The 18,959-nt window shown below is 64.9% G+C and carries 15 protein-coding genes; 11 read left to right on the top strand and 4 right to left on the bottom strand.

Features of this window, described 5'->3' with window-relative positions; all coding sequences use genetic code 11:
• Window positions 1-87: 87 nt before the first annotated feature.
• The gene (locus BBIA_RS02195; RefSeq protein ID WP_033492975.1) at window positions 88-792 is read right to left on the bottom strand and encodes a uracil-DNA glycosylase; all 705 of its coding nucleotides are present in this window, start codon (window positions 790-792) and stop codon (window positions 88-90) included.
• Window positions 793-961: 169 nt separating this feature from the next.
• Here BBIA_RS02195 and BBIA_RS02190 point away from each other — a divergent pair, with 169 nt between their 5' ends.
• The 3 genes from BBIA_RS02190 (at window position 962) to groL (ending at window position 4,075) form a co-directional block, all read left to right on the top strand.
• Window positions 962-1,735: a LytR C-terminal domain-containing protein gene (locus tag BBIA_RS02190; RefSeq protein WP_033492973.1), complete on the top strand. Its 774-nt coding sequence runs from the start codon at window positions 962-964 to the stop codon at window positions 1,733-1,735.
• A gap of 269 nt (window positions 1,736-2,004) precedes the next feature.
• Complete coding sequence (locus tag BBIA_RS02185; RefSeq protein WP_033492971.1) at window positions 2,005-2,208, top strand: cold-shock protein; 204 nt, start codon at window positions 2,005-2,007, stop codon at window positions 2,206-2,208.
• Window positions 2,209-2,458: 250 nt separating this feature from the next.
• Window positions 2,459-4,075, top strand: coding sequence for a chaperonin GroEL (gene groL / locus BBIA_RS02180; protein WP_033492969.1), 1,617 nt, complete (start codon window positions 2,459-2,461; stop codon window positions 4,073-4,075).
• Between the two features lie 111 nt (window positions 4,076-4,186).
• Here the strand turns inward: groL and BBIA_RS02175 are convergent, their stop codons facing one another.
• On the bottom strand, window positions 4,187-4,474 hold the full coding sequence (locus BBIA_RS02175) for a WXG100 family type VII secretion target (RefSeq protein ID WP_033492967.1): 288 nt from the start codon (window positions 4,472-4,474) through the stop codon (window positions 4,187-4,189).
• 164 nt (window positions 4,475-4,638) lie between these two features.
• Between BBIA_RS02175 and BBIA_RS02170 the strand changes: the two genes are divergently transcribed.
• The 5 genes from BBIA_RS02170 (at window position 4,639) to BBIA_RS02150 (ending at window position 9,854) form a co-directional block, all read left to right on the top strand.
• A complete protein-coding gene (locus BBIA_RS02170) occupies window positions 4,639-5,379 on the top strand; it encodes a hypothetical protein (RefSeq protein WP_081891852.1) in 741 nt (246 codons plus the stop codon).
• Window positions 5,380-5,470: 91 nt separating this feature from the next.
• Window positions 5,471-6,214, top strand: coding sequence for a response regulator transcription factor (locus tag BBIA_RS02165; RefSeq protein ID WP_033493069.1), 744 nt, complete (start codon window positions 5,471-5,473; stop codon window positions 6,212-6,214).
• 161 nt (window positions 6,215-6,375) lie between these two features.
• Window positions 6,376-8,205, top strand: a complete 1,830-nt coding sequence (locus tag BBIA_RS02160) for a sensor histidine kinase (protein ID WP_081891866.1) — start codon at window positions 6,376-6,378, stop codon at window positions 8,203-8,205.
• Window positions 8,206-8,304: 99 nt separating this feature from the next.
• A complete protein-coding gene (locus tag BBIA_RS02155) occupies window positions 8,305-8,694 on the top strand; it encodes a cold-shock protein (protein ID WP_033492966.1) in 390 nt (129 codons plus the stop codon).
• A 2-nt stretch (window positions 8,695-8,696) separates the two neighbouring features.
• On the top strand, window positions 8,697-9,854 hold the full coding sequence (locus BBIA_RS02150) for a DUF3027 domain-containing protein (protein ID WP_051923659.1): 1,158 nt from the start codon (window positions 8,697-8,699) through the stop codon (window positions 9,852-9,854).
• Between the two features lie 143 nt (window positions 9,855-9,997).
• On the opposite strand, the gene BBIA_RS02145 is transcribed toward BBIA_RS02150, so the two are convergent.
• Window positions 9,998-10,957 carry a universal stress protein gene (locus BBIA_RS02145; protein WP_033493063.1) on the bottom strand — a complete coding sequence of 320 codons (960 nt, stop codon included), beginning with the start codon at window positions 10,955-10,957 and terminating at the stop codon, window positions 9,998-10,000.
• Between the two features lie 139 nt (window positions 10,958-11,096).
• Between BBIA_RS02145 and BBIA_RS02140 the strand changes: the two genes are divergently transcribed.
• Window positions 11,097-13,718 carry an ATP-dependent Clp protease ATP-binding subunit gene (locus BBIA_RS02140; RefSeq protein ID WP_033492964.1) on the top strand — a complete coding sequence of 874 codons (2,622 nt, stop codon included), beginning with the start codon at window positions 11,097-11,099 and terminating at the stop codon, window positions 13,716-13,718.
• A gap of 400 nt (window positions 13,719-14,118) precedes the next feature.
• Here the strand turns inward: BBIA_RS02140 and BBIA_RS02135 are convergent, their stop codons facing one another.
• A complete protein-coding gene (locus BBIA_RS02135) occupies window positions 14,119-15,573 on the bottom strand; it encodes a DUF349 domain-containing protein (protein WP_033492962.1) in 1,455 nt (484 codons plus the stop codon).
• Between the two features lie 104 nt (window positions 15,574-15,677).
• Between BBIA_RS02135 and hisS the strand changes: the two genes are divergently transcribed.
• On the top strand, window positions 15,678-17,081 hold the full coding sequence (hisS, locus tag BBIA_RS02130) for a histidine--tRNA ligase (protein ID WP_033492960.1): 1,404 nt from the start codon (window positions 15,678-15,680) through the stop codon (window positions 17,079-17,081).
• The gene (gene aspS, locus BBIA_RS02125) at window positions 17,078-18,874 is read left to right on the top strand and encodes an aspartate--tRNA ligase (RefSeq protein WP_033492958.1); all 1,797 of its coding nucleotides are present in this window, start codon (window positions 17,078-17,080) and stop codon (window positions 18,872-18,874) included. The genes hisS and aspS overlap by 4 nt, the downstream gene beginning before the upstream one ends.
• Window positions 18,875-18,959: the final 85 nt, after the last annotated feature.

Below are 18,959 nucleotides of genomic sequence, written 5' to 3'. Positions count from 1 at the left end.
GGCGAACGCCGTGGGCCACCCCCCGTTCGCCCGGTTGGTATCCGTTGCGTCGGACTGCTCCCGGCTGGCTCGGATGCCCCGGACTGCCTAGTCCAGACGCCAGTCGACGGGTTCGGCACCCATCGCGGCGAGCGCCGCGTTGGCGCGGGAGAACGGCTTGGAGCCGAAGAAGCCTCGCGACGCGGACAACGGGCTCGGATGCGGCGACTTGATGATGTACGCGTTCGTCAGCAGCGGTTCGAGGCTTTGCGCGTTGCGTCCCCACAGAATCGCCACCAGCGGCTTGGGCTTGCCGTCGGCGTCGGTGCGCGCGTTGAGCGCGCGGATCGCGGCGTCGGTGACCTGCTCCCAGCCCTTGCCCTGATGGCTGTTCGGCCGGCCCACGCCCACCGTCAGGCACCTGTTGAGCAGCATCACGCCGCGCTCGGTCCACGGCGTCAGATCGCCGTTGGAGGGCATCGGCACGCCAAGATCGTCCACCAGCTCCTTGTAGATGTTGACCAGGCTCTTCGGCAGGGGGCGCACGTCGGGCGCCACGCAGAAGCTCAGTCCCACCGGGTGCCCCGGCGTCGGATACGGATCCTGGCCGACGATCAGCACCTTGATCGAATCGAACGGTATGGTGAACGCGCGCAGGATATTGCGGCTCGCCGGCAGGTAATGGCGGCCCGCGGCCAACTCGGAGCGCAGGAAATCCCCCATATGGTGCACCTGCGGCTCCACCGGGGCCAGGGCTTCGGCCCAGCCGGCTTCGACGAGTTCGGACAATGGTTTGACATGCGATGCTTCCATGCCGTTCACTGTAGGCGTACCGCCGGCCGAAGCGGCCCCGCGAAGGTTCCCGGAACGCTTCCGGGCGGCACGGGGAGTGTGCATATCCGGTGCATGAGGGGCGGGCGTGTCGTCTTTCGGGCAAGGTGGCGGTTAGACTCGTGGATAGTTTTGTGACGGAAGGGCTGGTATGGCGAAGCAAGACAAGGAAACCTATGAATCGTACGCTCGTGATTCATTCGACACTCCTCCGGTCGGTCCGGTGGGCGTGCATCGCGGCGCACGATCCGTCGGCGCGCGCACGCTGCCGTATCTGATTGTCCTCATCGTCGCGGCGCTCGCCGGCGCGCTCGCATGGGGCGTGATGACCGGCGAGTTCTCCAAGTTCGTGTCGGGAGCGTTCCCGAACTCGTCGACGTCGGTTTCCGCCGGCGGCCAGAGCGGTTCGAGCTCGAATGATTCGAACGACTCGACCGACTCGTCCAAGAAGGACTCCTCTTCGGACTCGTCCTCCGACGGCACCGATTCGTCCTCTTCCTCTTCCGATCAGAAGAGCGAGAGTACGGACGGCAGCACCTCGTCCGACGGTTCGTCGTCCTCTGACGGCACTGATTCGTCCGACCAGAAGTCCGATTCCACGGATCAGAATTCGACCGACCAGAACACGTCGTCCACGGATCAGAACGCGCAGACCGCCAACAAAGCGACCTCCGTGCGCGTGGTCAACGCAGCCGGAATCAACGGCTACGCGGCGCAAAAGGCCGGAGTGCTCACCGACGCCGGATACACCAACGTGCAGGCCGCGAACCCGACCGGCGACAACCTGCCGGACTCCACCGTCGTCTGGTACCAGAACGAGACGGATCTCGCCACGGCCCAGGACGTGGCGACGAAGCTGGGCATCGCGAACGTGCAGCAGGTCACGGGCATCGACGTGCCGGTCGTCGTCGTGCTGCGTAACTGATCGCGGGCAAAACGGCCTTGCGAACCTGAAGAACCGGGATCGCGGGCGATATGCCCGGCAGTACGGCCGGCCGGCTGGCGACTCCCCCGAATTGACGCGAGTCAATAGAAAAAATCGTTGGAAATTCAGCGTTTTCACGGTTGATGGGCAAAGTTAGTCCCGTCAACCGTTACAATGGGTAGAGTCGCGAGGTAGGGGGAGCGCGAGGTAGTGCTGTGTGTGTTCTTCCATTTATCCGCGATGTTCGGATTCCCTAGGAAAGAATGGTTATGGCACACGGAACCGTTAAGTTCTTCAGCGCTGGTAAAGGATATGGTTTCATCAACCCGGATGACGGTGGTGACGACGTATTCGTCCATTATTCTGTGATTCAGGGTGATGGGTTCAAAACGCTGGAAGAAGGGGAGAAGGTCGAATATGAGGCTGAGCACGGGCCCAAGGGCATGCAGGCCACGAAGGTGATCAAGCTGTAGGGATCGCCGGATTCGGATCCAATCCCGTTAGCTAGTCCCCGGACGCACAGGCGTTCGGGGACTTTTTTGTACTCGCCGCCGTTTGCCATGAGCGCAATCGCCGGCCGCCGGTTGGCACTCGGGCACCGAGAGTGCTAATCTCCCAATTAGCACTCGGAAGGCGAGAGTGATAACCGGCAGCTGACGGCCGGTCGCCGCGCCGCCCTCCGCAGTGAGCATAAGTACCGTGAAGCCATTTGGAGGACAAACCATGGCAAAGATCATTTCGTACGACGAGGAAGCTCGCCAGGGAATGCTCGCGGGCCTCGATAAGCTCGCCGACACCGTCAAGGTCACGCTGGGACCGAAGGGCCGCAACGTCGTGCTCGACAAAACCTACGGCGCTCCGACCATCACCAACGATGGCGTGTCCATCGCCAAGGAGATCGATCTCGAGGATCCGTACGAGCGCATCGGCGCCGAGCTGGTCAAGGAAGTCGCCAAGAAGACCGACGACGTCGCCGGCGACGGCACCACCACCGCGACCGTGCTCGCCCAGGCTCTGGTTCACGAGGGCCTGAAGAACGTGGCCGCCGGTTCCAACCCGATCGCGCTGCGCCGCGGCATCGAGAAGGCCTCCGACACCATCGTCAAGGAGCTCATCGCCGCCGCCAAGGACGTTGAGACCAAGGACCAGATCGCCGCGACCGCGACCATCTCCGCCGCGGATCCGGAAGTCGGCGAGAAGATCGCCGAGGCCCTCGACAAGGTCGGCCAGGACGGCGTCGTGACCGTCGAGGACAACAACCGCTTCGGCCTTGACCTCGAGTTCACCGAGGGCATGCGCTTCGACAAGGGCTACATCGCCCCGTACTTCGTCACCAACGCCGAGGACCAGACTGCGGTGCTCGAGGATCCGTACATCCTCCTCACCTCCGGCAAGGTCTCCAGCCAGCAGGACGTGGTCCACATCGCCGAGCTGGTCATGAAGACCGGCAAGCCGCTGCTGATCATCGCCGAGGACGTCGACGGCGAGGCGCTGCCGACCCTCATCCTGAACAACATCCGCGGCACCTTCAAGTCCTGCGCCGTCAAGGCCCCGGGCTTCGGCGACCGCCGCAAGGCCATGCTGCAGGATATGGCCATCCTCACCGGCGCTCAGGTCGTTTCCGACGAGCTGGGCCTCAAGCTCGACTCCGTCGACCTGTCCGTGCTCGGTCACGCCAAGAAGGTCATCGTCTCCAAGGACGAGACCACCATCGTGCAGGGTGCCGGCTCCAAGGAGGACATCGACGCTCGCGTGGCCCAGATTCGCGCCGAGATCGAGAAGTCCGATTCCGACTACGACCGCGAGAAGCTGCAGGAGCGTCTCGCCAAGCTGGCCGGCGGCGTTGCCGTCATCAAGGTCGGCGCCGCCACCGAGGTCGAGGCCAAGGAGCGCAAGCACCGCATCGAGGACGCCGTGCGCAACGCCAAGGCCGCCATCGAGGAAGGCCTGCTGCCGGGTGGTGGCGTGGCCCTCGTTCAGGCTGCCGCCAAGGCCGAGAAGGACGTCAAGCTCGAAGGCGACGAGGCCACCGGTGCCGCGATCGTGTTCCGCGCCATCGAAGCCCCGATCAAGCAGATCGCCGAGAACGCTGGCCTGTCCGGCGACGTGGTCATCGACAAGGTTCGTTCCCTGCCTGACGGCGAGGGCCTGAACGCCGCGACCAACACCTACGAGGATCTGCTGGCCGCCGGCGTCACCGACCCGGTCAAGGTCACCCGTTCCGCGCTGCAGAACGCCGCTTCCATCGCCGGCCTGTTCCTGACCACCGAAGCCGTGGTCGCCAACAAGCCGGAGCCGAAGCCGGCCGCTCCGGCCGCCGGTGCCGACATGGGCTACTGATCGGCGGTTTGAAGCCGAACGGCATAGCTGATTGAAAGGGCTCTCCGCGCATGGTCGCGGAGAGCCCTTTTTGCGTTGACCGGTCGGTTCGGATGACCGGTCGCGGCGGCATTACGAGAACAGGCGCATGGCTTGCGCTTCAGTGTCCGCGTAAAGCGCGGAGGCCGAAGCGAGCGCCTGCTGGATGGATTCCAGAGACGCTTCCATCTGCTGCTGGGCGGCGCGCCACTGTTCGGCCACGCTGGCGAATTGGGTAGCGGCGCCGCCTCTCCACACGCTTTGCAGGTTGTTGAGATTGGCGTACATGCCGTTCACCGCCTGCCGGATCGAGGCGACGGAGGCATTGACGGCCGCCGACGATGACTGGATCTGTTCGGAATCCACTTGGTACTGGGGCATGGTGTTCTCCTTCCAAGAACGGGTTCTGTGTTGGTTGTGCCAGCGGCGGCCGCTTGGCGCAACCGGCCGCTAAGGTGGACGATATGACAAATCGCGAAAACGGGTACGGAAAAACGACCCATGTGGTCGAAAGGTCGCGGCACGGCGTGTCGCCAATGATTGCAATGCTTGCGACGCTGATTTCGCTGATCCTGTGTCTGGGATTTTTTTCTCCGGCCATGGCCGACGGATCAGATTCCGATTCCGGATCGTCTGATCAGACCGGTGCGTTCACCGACGACATCACGGACACGCAGAACCTGCTCGGCTCCGATTTGGGCAAGGTCACCGACGCGATCGCCGAAACCAAGAAGGAGACCGGGGTCAGCGTCAAGCTCATGTACCTGCGCACCTTCGGCGTCAAGGTGAATGCGGACTCGTGGGCGAAGGGCGCGCTCAAGGGCATGAACCCCGCCAAGAACACAGTGATGCTGGCCGTCGCCTCCGACGACGGCAACCTGGTGGTGGCCGTTTCGTCCAATTCCGACGAATGGCTGCGCCGGCAGTCCACGGTCGACGACCTGTCCAAGGCGGCCGGAGACCAGCTGCTCAAGGACACGCCGGATTGGGCGGGAGCTGCCACCGCGATGATGGACGAGATCATGACCGTCAAGAAGACGTCCACGTCCGGTTCCTCTGTGGTGGCCGGCGTGGTCGTGCTGGCCATCGTGTTGGCCGTGCTCGTCGCCGTCATCGTCGCGACCATCGTGATACGTCGTCGCATGAAACGCAAGGTGATGCGTCAGATCGCCGAGAAGCGCAAGGCCGCGGAGGAGGCCGGCGAGGAATTCGATGAAAACGGCCCGCTCACCCGCAAGGAGATCCGCATGCGGCGCAAGGCCGGCATGTGGAAGAAACAATCGTAACCGGCGGCGATGCCGATGCGGTTCTCAGCCATTGGACAAGAATCAGCCGACATTCAGGAAACCTCCAGATGGGCGCGACATGCTGGGAGGCATGAACAAGCCCATTGAAGCATCGATTGTTGTTGTGGATGATGAACCCTCCATCCGCGAACTGCTCGTAGCGTCCCTGCATTTCGCCGGTTTCGAAGTCGCCACCGCCGCGTCCGGCTCCGAGGCCATCGAAGTGATAGAGAAAACCCAGCCCGACCTGATCGTGCTCGACGTGATGCTCCCGGACATCGACGGATTCACCGTCACCCGTCGCATCCGTCAGGAAGGCATCGGCGCACCAGTGTTGTTCCTTACCGCGCGCGACGACACGCAGGACAAGGTCATGGGACTGACCGTCGGCGGCGACGATTACGTCACCAAGCCGTTCAGTCTCGAAGAGGTCGTCGCCCGCATCCGCGCGATCCTGCGCCGCACCCGCGAACAGATCGAGGACGACCCGATCATCCGCGTCGGCGATCTGGAAATCAACGAGGACTCGCACGACGTGTCTCGCGCCGGCCAGCCCATCGACCTGAGCCCGACCGAATACAAGCTGCTGCGCTATCTCATGGACAACGAGGGCCGCGTGCTGTCCAAGGCGCAGATCCTTGACCATGTTTGGCAGTATGACTGGGGCGGCGACGCGGCCATCGTCGAATCGTACATTTCGTACCTGCGCAAGAAGGTGGACGGCATCACCTACACCGACGCCAACGGCGAGAAGCGCAAGGTGACCCCGCTCATCGAAACCAAGCGCGGCATCGGCTACATGATCCGCGAACCGAAAACGGCTCCGGGCGCATGAGCGGCACAAACACCACGCCGTCGGGAGGCACCCCGCAGCCGGCCGTTCCGATGGGTCCCGGTGCGGGCGTGAATCCGGTGGCCCCGTCGCAGACGCAGACGACGCCGGTCGGTCCGGCGCTTCCGGCCGCCTCGCCGACGCAACCTGGCGACGGACAAGCCATGCCAGCGGGTGCCGCGGTCCGGACGGAAACACGCCCCTCCTGGTTCAAGCGGCACGTCGGCCGGCACATCGACGCGATCCCGCTGGCGACCAAACTCGTGGCCTGCATCATCGTGCTGCTCACCATCGGCTCGTTCTCGCTCTCGTTCGCCATCCGACAGCTGGTCAGCAACTACCTGCTCGAAAAAACCGACTCACAGCTGATTAACCAAAGCCAGCTCGTCGCCAGAAACACCGAACTGCTCAACGAAATGAGCAAGTCCGAAGGCTCGCTGAGCATGACCAGCTACTTCGTGCAGATGCGCGACTACAAGGAGAACACGGTCACCGACGCGGTCGTGCCCAATCTGCGCGGCGGCGTGGTCTCCAAACCCGACTTGCCGACCAACGACAACTCCGTCTCACTCGGACAGCCGTTTACCACCGCCGCCAAAGTGTCGTTCGACGGGGCGAACCCGGCAAACGAGCGTGCGGGCCGGGACACGATCCAGAAAGCCGGACTGCCGTGGCGCGTCATCGCGCTGCGCTGGATTGACCTTGACTCCAACCAGCAGCAGTACACGCGCGGCACCATCTACATCGGCCTGTCGCTGAGCGACCAGTACGACACTGCCGACACGATCACGCGATACAGCGCGATGGTTGGCATCGCCGTCGTCCTGCTCGGCGGCGTGATCGGCATGCTTGTCGTGCAGGCCACGCTCGCCCCGCTCAAGCGCATCGAAAAAACGGCCGCGAAAATCGCCGCCGGCGACCTGAGCCAACGCGTGCCCTCCGCGCCGGAGAACACGGAAGTCGGCTCGCTGGCCGCCTCGCTGAACGCCATGCTCGCGCGCATCGAGCAGAGCTTCCACGAGCAGCAAGAGACGACCGACAAGATGAAGCGGTTCGTCTCCGACGCCAGCCACGAGCTGCGCACGCCGCTCGCCGCCATCCACGGCTACGCCGAACTGTACAAGATGCAGCGCGAATTCCCGGGTGCGCTCGAACGCGCCGACGAATCCATCGAACACATCGAAGCGTCCAGCGCCCGCATGACCGTGCTTGTTGAAGACCTGCTTTCGCTCGCCCGGCTCGACGAAGGACGAGGCATCGATCTGACCCAACAGGTGCCGCTTACGTCGATCGTGTCCGACGCGACCGACGACCTGCACGCGCTCGATCCCGAACGCGGCATTCGCGAAGGCCGTCTCGAGCTGCGCCGCAACGAGGACGGCAACGGATCGGACTTCACGTTCGTGGAAGGCGACATGCCGCAGGTCACGCTTACCGGCGACGGTTCCCGACTGCGCCAGGTCGTCACCAACATCGTCGGCAACATCCACCGCTACACGCCGGCCGACTCGCCGGTCGAAGTGTCGATGAGCGTGCTGCCCGCGTCGATCAGCCCCGAATCGCTGGCGCTCATGCCCGCCACCGAAACGTCCATGCACCATCTCATCGAGGCCATTGAAGTCGGCCAGAACATGCAGGTCGGCATGAACTACGCGATCATACGATTCTCCGACCACGGCCCGGGCGTGCCTGAAGCGTCGCGTTCGCAGATCTTCGAACGGTTCTACACCGCCGATCCGTCGCGCGCCCGCCTCAAGGGCGGCACGGGCCTCGGCATGGCGATCGCCCAGTCGGTCGTCAAGGCGCATCGCGGCTTCATCTGCGCCACGGGCAGCGAAGGCGGCGGCCTGACTCTGACCGTCGTGCTGCCGGTCGCGCCGGTCGAACCGACGGTTCCGGCGCCTGCCGCGGCCGACCAATCCAACACGGGCAAAAGCGTCTGGACACGTTCCTCCGACCGCAAATCCGCCAAGGCCGACCGGAAAAACCGGTGAGACTGAGCATGGCTTGAGGTACACTGAGTCTTTGATCTGAATGTGACGGCGGGCATGGGGCCCGCCGATACCGAGGCAAAGACAGAGGTGTGAGACAAGATGCCCAGTGGACGAGTGCGTTGGTTTGATGCGAACAAGGGATACGGATTCATCACGAACGAGGAGGGCAAGGATGTGTTCCTGCCCTCCGCCGCGCTGCCGGCCGGCGTCACCACGCTGCGCAAGGGAGCCAAGGTTGAATACTCCGTCGTCGACGGGCGCAAGGGACCGCAGGCGATGGGTGTGACCCTAGTCGAGGCCCTGCCGTCGCTGGTCAAGGCAACCCGTCCGAAGCCGGACGACATGGCCGCCATCGTTGAGGATCTCATCAAGCTGCTGGACTCTGCCGGCACCACGCTGCGTCGCCATCGCTATCCGTCGCAGCAGGAAAGCAAGAAGCTGGCCACGCTGTTGCGCGCGGTCGCCGACAACTTCGACGTACAGGAATGATGATGCCCGAAACGACAATCGATCCGGTCCAGCTGGCGCGCGACGTCGCCATTGAGGCCGCGGACGGCGAGGCCGCGCTGGTCGGCCAGTTCGTCACGTCCTCCGACCTGGGCGACCATGTGACCGACTTCCGCTTCTCTTGCATGCTTAAGGGGTATGAGGGCTGGCAGTGGACCGTAACGCTGTTCCACGACGAGGAGGCGGAACGCTGGACGGTCAACGAGTCCACGCTGGTGCCTACGGAGGACGCCCTGCGCCCGCCGGCGTGGGTGCCGTGGAAGGACCGGCTGGAACCGACCGACCTGTCCGTCACCGATTCGATCGGCACGGATCCCGACGACCCGCGCATCGAGGAAGGCTTCCGCAAGACCGAACCCGCGGTCGATGCTCCGTTGCAGGACGGGGAGGCGGCCGATGTCGCGAACGCTGGGGAGACCGATGCGGCCGATGCCGTCGCGGTCGCCGTTGCGCCGGATGACGTTGCGCCGGATGACGTTGCTCAGACTGATACATCGACTGTCGACAAAACCGCGACGCCGGATGCCGCGAAGAGTGTGGCCGATGCCGCGGACGTTGCGGCGGCGACCTCGGACGGGACAGTCGTGGCCGATCATGCTGTTGCCGATGATGCGGCCGCTGCAGCCGACGCGGCCGCTGACGCGACGGAACAGGTTTCCGCACCGTCCGTCACATCCGAACAGGACGTCGACGACACGGTGCGCGAATTCAACCTGTCGCGCCGGCACGTCCTGACCCCGCTCGGACGCGCACAGGCGGCCAAGCGCTGGTACGAGGGACAGCACGGACCCAAGTCGTTGTCCACCAAAACCGCCGACGGCAACGTGTGCGCCAACTGCGGCTTCTTCATCCAGCTCAAGGGCGAACTCAACATGCTGTTCGGCGTGTGCGCGAACAAATGGAGCCCGGACGACGGACGCGTGGTCTCCATCGACCACGGCTGCGGCGAGCATTCGGAAATCGACCCGCCGGAACCGAGCAGGCTGTGGGTGCAGTCCAAGCCCGCGTACGACGATTACCACATCGACGTCATCGCACAGGCACCGCGTGAGGAACGCGGGCAGATCGAGCTGATCGAACGGCTGAACGACGCCGGCATCAACGTCGGCAAGGGCGTGATCGTACTTCGATCGCAGCTGTGAGCCGTAACCGGGTCTGACCGGTGCGGAACCGTGAAACGCAGCAGAACCGTGAAACGCAGACGAGGGGGCTGTCGGAACATTCCGACAGCCCCCTCGTTGTCCGTGCGATCGTTTCCGTGCGGCGATCGCGCAAGCCGTGTGTGTCAGTGCACGACCGTGACCGTGCATTCGGCTAGATTGACGATCTGCTTGGACACCGATCCGAGGAAATGCGCGTCCAGACCGGACAGGCCGCGCGAGCCGACCACCAGGTGGCTGGCATAGCGGGACGCTGCGATCAGACCCTTTGCCGCGGAAATATGGAACGCATGCGCCTGCACGGCGAGGCTTTCGTCGAATGATTCGTCGGCCAGCATGTCGTCCAGCAGATGCTCCGCGCGACGCTGCCCCTCGGCGACCGGGGCCACCGCGTTCTCGTATCCCGGCACGATCCCCAGATCCTTGAGCTGCCAGCAGAACAGGACGTGCAGCGGCAGACCGTGCACGTGCGCCTCATGTGCGGCGAACTCCAGCGCGCGGCGCGACGTGGCGGAGCCGTCCACGCCGACCACCACGGGCCTGCCGCCGTCGGCCGTGGGCCGGGCATAGCCGACCGGCGTCTCGCCGGGCGTCAGCGCGTTCGCGATCGCATCCTGCATCGTCTCGTCCTCGTCGGTGAAGATGCGCACCACCGTCACCGGCACGGTCGCCTCCTCCGCAAGCGACGCGGAAAACGAGCCAGTAAACCAGCGCGCGACGCGTCCCAGCGAACGGCGACCAACCACCAGCTGCTGCGCGTCCTTGCCGATCCGCAGCAACGCCGACGTGCCGGACGCATGCACCGACGTCAGCATCACGTTGTCCGCGGACACGTCGTCCAAACCGGCAACGGCCTCATCCACCCACGCACGCAGCCGTTCGGTGATCTGCGCGCGCAGCTGCTCCCAGCCTTCCTCACTGTTCGGCTCCGAACCCATGTCCCACGAGCGGGTCCAACCGTACACGGCGTTCACGCGCTGACCGGTCAATTGCGCCTCGCGCAACGCCCAACGCAACGCGGCGAAGGATTCGTCCGAACCGTCCACGCCGACCACGATGTCGGCCAGAGTCGTATTCTCGGTCATCATGCCCTCCTTGACATAACCTGACAAAACCAGCATAACGTCTCGCGTTGCGTTCTCAGCGCAATTCATGGGACAACGGGAAGAAACGTCACCGCAAATCGGTAGAGTGTCAGTGAATAACAAGAGTGGAAGGACAAGCATGTTCGAACGGTTTACCGACCGTGCCCGGCGCGTCATCGTACTGGCGCAGGAAGAGGCTCGTACCCTCCAGCACAACTATATCGGCACCGAGCATCTCCTGCTCGGCCTGATTCGCGAAGGCGAGGGCGTCGCAGCCAAGGCGCTCGCTTCGAAGGGCGTGACCCTCGAAGATACGCGCAAGCAGGTCGAAGAGATGATCGGCAAGGGCAACGCGGCCCCCGGTGGGCACATACCCTTCACGCCGCACGCCAAGCAGGTGCTGGAGCTGAGCTTGCGCGAGGCGCTGCAGCTGGGGCACAGCTATATCGGCACCGAGCATATCCTGCTCGGCTTGATTCGCGAAGGCGAAGGCGTGGGCACGCAGGTGCTCATCAAAATGGACGTCGATCTGGGCGAGCTGCGTAGCGCGACCATCGACATGATCCGCGGCAACTCCGCGACCGGTGACGGACAGAACAAGGGCGACCTTGCGAACGCCGGCGGCGTGCAGGACAAGCGCGCGCAGACCGGTTCCGCCATCCTCGACCAGTTCGGCCGCAACCTGACAGCCGAAGCGGCTGAAGGCAAGCTCGACCCGGTCATCGGACGTTCCAAGGAAATTGAACGCGTGATGGTCGTGCTCTCCCGTCGCACCAAGAACAACCCGGTGCTGATCGGCGAGCCCGGCGTCGGCAAAACCGCCGTCGTCGAGGGCCTCGCGCAGAAGATCAACGCGGGCGACGTGCCGGAGACGCTCAAGGGCAAGCAGGTCTACTCGCTCGACCTCGGCTCCATGGTGGCCGGCTCGCGTTACCGCGGCGACTTCGAGGAACGCCTCAAGAAGGTGCTCAAGGAGATCAAGACGCGCGGCGACATCGTGCTGTTCATCGACGAGATCCACACGATCGTTGGCGCAGGCTCGGCCGACGGCGCGCTCGGCGCGTCCGACATGCTGAAGCCGATGCTCGCGCGTGGCGAACTGCAGACCATCGGTGCGACCACGACCGACGAGTACCGCAAGTACATCGAAAAGGACGCGGCGCTCGAACGCCGCTTCCAGCCGATCCAGGTGCATGAGCCGTCGATCGCGGAAACCATCGAAATCCTCAAGGGTCTGCGCTCGCGCTACGAGAACCACCACAAGGTGACCATCACCGACGGCGCGCTGCAGTCCGCGGCCGAACTGTCGGCCCGCTACATCCAGGACCGCAATCTGCCGGACAAGGCCATCGACCTGATCGACGAGGCCGGCGCGCGCCTGCGCATCAAGCGCCTCACCGCGCCGCCGGAGCTCAAGGATCTCGACACGCGTATCGCCAAGCTCGCCGCCGACAAGGACGAGGCCATCAAGGCCCAGGACTTCGAGAAGGCCGCCAAGCTGCGCGACAGCCAGGAAAAGCTGGAGGCCGAGCGCAAGGAGAAGGAGACGGCCTGGAAGCAGGGCGAATCCGACGTCAAGATGGTCGTGGACGAGGACGTGATCGCCGAAGTGATCTCGAACACCACGGGCATCCCGGTGTTCAAGCTCACGCAGGCCGAATCCAAGAAGCTCATGAACATGGAAGCCGAGCTGCACAAGCGCATCATCGGCCAGGACGAGGCCGTTTCGGCCCTGTCCCGCTCGATCCGCCGCGCCCGCGTCGGCCTCAAGGATCCGAAGCGCCCGGCGGGCTCGTTCATCTTCGCCGGCCCGACCGGCGTCGGCAAGACCGAGCTGGCCAAGGCGCTCGCCGAGTTCCTGTTCGACGACGAGGACGCGCTCATCCGCGTCGACATGTCCGAGTTCTCCGAGAAGTACGCTGCGTCGCGCCTGTTCGGCGCGCCTCCGGGATACGTCGGCTACGAGGAGGGTGGCGAGCTCACCGAGAAGGTGCGCCGCAAGCCGTTCTCCGTCGTGCTGTTTGACGAGATCGAAAAGGCGCACCCGGACATCTTCAACACGCTGCTGCAGGTGCTCGACGACGGTCATCTGACCGATGGTCAGGGACGCAAGGTGGACTTCAAGAACACCATCATCATCCTGACCACGAACCTCGGCACGCGCGACATCGCGAAGATGGCGAACACCGGCTTCAACCTCGGCACGAACACCGAGTCGAGCTACCAGCGCATGAAGGACCAGGTGAGCACGGAGCTCAAGCAGCAGTTCCGCCCCGAGTTCCTCAACCGTCTGGACGACATCATCGTGTTCAAGCAGCTCACCGAGCCGCAGGTGCGCCAGATCGTCGATCTCGACGTCAAGCAGCTCAACGACCGCCTGTTTGACCGTCACATGTCGCTCGAACTCACCGACGCCGCTAAGGACCTGCTCGCGCAGAAGGGCTTCGACCCGCTGCTCGGCGCGCGTCCGCTGCGCCGCGTGATCCAGCGCGACATCGAGGATGCGATCTCCGAGAAGATCCTCATGGGCGATCTCAAGGACGGTCAGAAGGTGACCGTGGGCACCGAGGGCGACAACGTGCTCGACGAGGAATTCACCTTCACCGGCGAGGACTTCGAGCCGGCCAAGACGGATGACCAGTCCGACGCCAACGCCGAAGGCGACAAGCCGGCGGATGGTGGCGATCAGCCCGAACTGGTCGACGCCGCTGCATCCGGTTCGGATGCAGCCGACGCGTCGTCACACGCCGACGCCGAGTGATTCCGCTCGATTAGGCTGATAGCAAACCAAGAACGGGAGGTCTCGATTCCATGCGAATCGAGACCTCCCGTTCTTGCGTTCGTCTGATGCTTCATACGGTATGCACAGGGGCTTGCGCATAGGCTTTTTGAACGGATAGCGTGACATAGACCCCAGTACGGTCGGCCTACTCGCCACAAGGTCACGCTATAAGGCTGATTTGCGTGGTCTTGTCCCCGGTAACTCCATCCTGCTCTCGGCAATATCACGCAGGTGCCGTGATAAACCGAACCCCTACACGCCGCCATACGAAGAACCGGATAACGGCACATGCCGGTAATGGGGAAGGCCCCTCCATCCCATGTGCATGATGCACGGGACGGAGGGGCCTTCCCCTGTCAGAACCGGTGAATCCGATCGTTTACTTGATGGCGTTCAGCCACTGCTCCTTGGTGGCCTTTTCGGCCTCGAGCTTGGCCTTCTTCTTCGGGTCGGACTCGGCGGCGATCTTCTCGTTCAGTTCGGCGAGCTGCGCGTTGAGCTGCTCCTCGAAGCTGGACTTGCGGGCGTCGGCCTCCGGGTCGGTCTTCTTCCAGGCGGCGTCCTCGACGGCCTTGATCTGCTTGTCGACCGCGTCGAGACGGCCCTCGATGCGGCGCATGTCGTCGCGCGGCACGTAGCCGATCTGGTCCCACTCCTCCTGAATGGCGGCGAGAGCCTGACGGGCCTTCTTCGCGGCGGCCTCGTCGGCGACCGGAACGAGCGCCTCGGCCTTGGCGAGCAGCTCCTCCTTCTTGGCGAGGTTCTCCTTCTCGGAGGAAGAGATCTGGTCACGGTCGGCCTGACGCGCGTTGAAGAAGGTGTCTGCGGCGGCGCGGAACTGCGCCCACAGGGCGTCGTCCTCGTTGCGGCCGGCGCGGCCCGCCTGCTTCCAGCGGTCCATCAGCTCGTTGAACTTGCGGGAGGTTTCGCCCCAGGCGGTCGAATCCTTCAGCTCGTTCGCCTCGGCGATGATCGCCTCCTTGGCCTCCTTGGCGGCGTTGCGCTCGTTGTCGCGCTCCTGCGCCCACTTGCGGCGGCCCTGGTTGAACTTGGTGCGGGCCGCGGAGAAGCGCTTCCACAGTGCATCCGCCTCGGTCTTGTCGATGCGCACGCCGCTCGTGCGCTGATGCTCCTGCCACTGGTCGAACAGGGCGCGGAACTTGTCGGCGGTGGAACGCCAGTTCGTGTTCTCGCCCAGCGAGGCGGCCAGCTCCTCGGCCTTGACGACGATCGCGGTGCGCTCCTCGACGGCCTTGGCCACGGCGGCCTTGCGGGCCTCGGCCAGCTGGGCCTTCTTGGCGGCGCCTTCGGCCTTGAGCGACTCGAACTGCGCCTTGAGGGCGGCGATGTCGCCGACCACGGCCGGTTCGGCGGTCTCCTCGGCGAGCGACTTGAGCGACTCGTCGATCTCGCGCGGCTTGACGTTGGACGCCTTCAGACGGTTCGCCAGCAGGTTCAGCTTCGCCTTGAGGTCCAGGAAGCGGCGGGCGTACAGCGCCAGCGCCTCCTCCTTGGACACGTCCGGGAACTGGCCGACCTCGCGCTCGCCCTCGCGGTCCTTGACGAAGACGGTGCCGTTGTCGTCGACGCGGCCGAACGCCTCGGCGGCCTTGACGTCGGCCTCGGTGTAGGCGTCGTTGGCCGGGGCCGGGGCGGAGGCGTGCGGGTGCGCGGCCTTCTTGGCGAACGCGGCCGGGGACGGCGCGTGCGGCTTCGGCATGCTTGCGGGTGTCGGCTGTGCGGGCTTGGCGCTGGCCTGTGACTCAGGGGCGGGCGTGCTCGCCTGTCCGGTGGTTTCGGTGTTCTTCTCTTCGGTGACGTTCTCGTCGGCCATGGCCAGCTCCTTAAGCTACAAGGTGGTAGAGGGGTTGCAAAACGTGCGTTCCCGGCCGAAAGCCGGCTCCGCGTTTTCCGCAACCTCCCTTATTATAGGGAACCGTGGCTAAAGGCGCATCTATTTCAGGATTTCCAGAGTGGCTCCCCTCTGAACGTGTCGTGGAGCAGCGTGTCATCGACACGCTACGTAGGGTATTCGAGCTCAACGGGTTCATCGGCATCGAGACCCGCGCGGTGGAGCAGGGTTCCAGCCTGCTCAAGAAAGGCGAGACCAGCAAGGAGATTTACCTGCTGAGCCGCCTGCAGGAGGTCGGTCAGGAGAACGACACCCCGGTCGAGGACCGTCTCGGCCTGCACTTCGACCTCACCGTGCCGCTGAGCCGGTACGTGGTCGAGCATTCCGGCGATCTCGCCTTCCCGTTCAAGCGTTGGCAGATCCAGAAGGTCTGGCGCGGCGAGCGTCCGCAGGAGGGCCGTTTCCGCGAGTTCGTGCAGGCCGACATCGACGTGATCGGCCAGGGCGACCTGCCCGACCACTACGAGGTCGAGCTGCCGCTGGTGATGGTCTCCGCGCTGGAGTGCCTGCGCGAGTTCGGCCTGCCGAAGGCGACCGTGCACGCGAACAACCGCAAGCTGTCCGAGGGCTTCTACCGCGGTCTCGGCCTGACCGACATCGAGGGCGTGCTGCGCGAGATCGACAAGCTCGACAAGATCGGCGCGGACGAAGTCGCCAAGCTGCTGGTCGAAGGCTGCGGCGCGAGCGAGGCGCAGGCGCGCGCCTGCCTCGAGCTGGCCGACCTGACCGCCGCCGACGGCGCGGAGCTGTCCGCCAAGTTCGACGCGCTGTGCGAGGCGCACGGCATCGCGTCCGATTCCGACGCGTACGTGCTGGCGAGGCAGGGACTGGACACGCTCGCGATGATCGTCGACGAGGCGGCCCGCATCCGCCCCGGTTCGGTGATCGCCGACCTCAAGATCGCCCGCGGTCTCGACTACTACACCGGTTCCGTCTACGAGACGTTCCTCGACGGCGCGTCGGCGCTCGGCTCGATCTGCTCGGGCGGCCGCTACGACAACCTCGCCTCGCAGGGCAACCGCAAGTATCCGGGCGTCGGCCTGTCGATCGGCCTGTCCCGCCTCGTGTCGTACATGCTGCACACGGCCGGCGCGCACGCCAGCCGCGTCTCGCCGGCGGCCGTGCTCGTGGCCGTCTGGAACGAGGAGGACCGTCCCGCGTCGAACCTGATCGCGAACGCGCTGCGCGAGCGCGGCATCGCCGCCGACGTAGCCCCCACCGCGGCCAAGCTCGGCAAGCAGATCAAGTACGCCGACAAGCTCGGCATCCCGTACGTGTGGTTCCCGGCGGACAAGGCCGATGAGAACGCTCACGACGAAGTCAAGAACATCGTCACCGGCGAGCAGACGCAAGCCGATGCGCAGTCTTGGGAGCCGGATACGCTGGTGGCCCGGCAAACCGTGGAAATCAAAGGAGTAGAGGAAGCATGAGCCAGACGGCTTACAGAACACATCATGCAACCGACGTCACCGAGGCGCTCGTCGGCCAGAAGGTGACCCTCGCCGGTTGGGTCGACCGTCGCCGCGACCACGGCGGCGTGGCCTTCATCGATCTGCGCGACAACACCGGTCTGGTGCAGGTCGTCATCTACGACGAGGAGATGGCCCGCCCGCTGCGCTCCGAGTTCGTCATTCAGGTCACCGGCGAGGTGCGCCTGCGTCCGGACGGCAACGAGAACACGCATCTGGCCACCGGCAAGATCGAGGTCGTGGCCGAGTCCATCGAGATCCTCGCCAAGTCCGACGCCTTGCCGTTCCAGGTGTCCACCGCGCTCGAGAACGAGTCCGAGAACAAGCTGCCGGGCGAGGACGTGCGCTTGAAGTACCGCTACCTCGACCTGCGCCGCCCGTCCATGCAGCACAACCTCAAGCTGCGCTCCGACATGGCCAAGGCCGCCCGCCACGCGCTCGAGGAGATGGACTTCACCGAGGTCGAGACCCCGACGTTCATCAAGTCCACGCCGGAAGGCGCCCGCGACTTCCTCGTGCCGGCCCGTCTGGTGCCGGGCTCGTGGTATGCGCTGCCGCAGTCCCCGCAGCTGCTCAAGCAGCTGCTCATGGTCTCCGGCGTCGAGCGCTACTACCAGCTCGCCCGCTGCTACCGCGACGAGGACTTCCGCGCCGACCGCCAGCCCGAGTTCACCCAGCTCGACATGGAGATGAGCTTCGTGGACCAGGAGGACGTGATGGCCATGGCCGAAAAGGTCATCGCCGCCATCTGGAAGGTCGCCGGCTACGACGTCCAGCTGCCGCTGCCGCGCATCTCCTGGCAGGAGGCCATGGACAAGTACGGTTCCGACAAGCCCGACCTGCGCTTCGGCAACCCGCTCGTCGAACTGACCGACTACTTCAAGAACACGCCGTTCCGCGTGTTCCAGGCCCCGTACGTGGGCGCCGTCGTGTTCAAGGGCGGCGCCGCCACCCCGCGCCGCCAGTTCGACGCATGGCAGGAGTGGGCCAAGCAGCGCGGAGCCAAGGGCCTCGCGTACGTGGTCTTCGCTGAGGACGGGGAGCTCAAGGGCCCCGTCGCCAAGAACCTGTCCGAAGAGGAACGCAACGGCCTGCGCGAGGCCGTCGGCGCCGAGCCGGGCGACGCGGTGTTCTTCGCCGCCGGTGCGCGCGAGTCCTCCCAGCTGCTGCTGGGCGCCGTGCGCGTGGAGCTGGCCCGCCGCGAAGGCCTGCTCGACCCGAAGAAGTTCGCGTTCACGTGGGTCGTCGACTTCCCGCTGTTCAAGCCGACCGACGATCCGGACGACGACGACGTGGCGGTCGGCCACTCCAAGTGGACTTCCATGCACCACCCGTTCACCATGCCGAGCAAGGATTGGATCGACAAGTTCGACCAGGATCCGGAACACGCCATGTCGGACTCCTACGACATCGTCTGCAACGGCGAGGAGATGGGCGGCGGCTCGGTGCGTATCCACCGCGACGACATCCAGGACCGCGTCCTCAACGTCCTCGGCATCGGCCCGGACGAAGCCAAGGAGAAGTTCGGCTTCCTGCTCGACGCGTTCAAGTTCGGCGCCCCGCCGCACGCGGGCATCGCGCTCGGCTGGGACCGCACCGTGTCGATTCTGGCCGGCGCGGACACGATCCGCGACGTCATCGCCTTCCCGAAGGCTGGCGGCGGCCGCGACCCGCTGACTGGTGCCCCGGCTCCGATCACGGACGAGCAGCGCGCCGAGACCGGCGTCGACTACGACCCGGAGGACGAGGACTGAGTTCCTGCGCCGATTTGCGTCCGGCCGTCTATTGACTGACCGACGATGCGGAGGCCCCGTTGGATTCGCGTTCGCGGATTCGACG

Source organism: Bifidobacterium biavatii DSM 23969 (assembly GCF_000741165.1).
GTDB classification, from domain to species: domain Bacteria; phylum Actinomycetota; class Actinomycetes; order Actinomycetales; family Bifidobacteriaceae; genus Bifidobacterium; species Bifidobacterium biavatii.
This window is presented reverse-complemented; position numbering and strand designations above follow the sequence as displayed.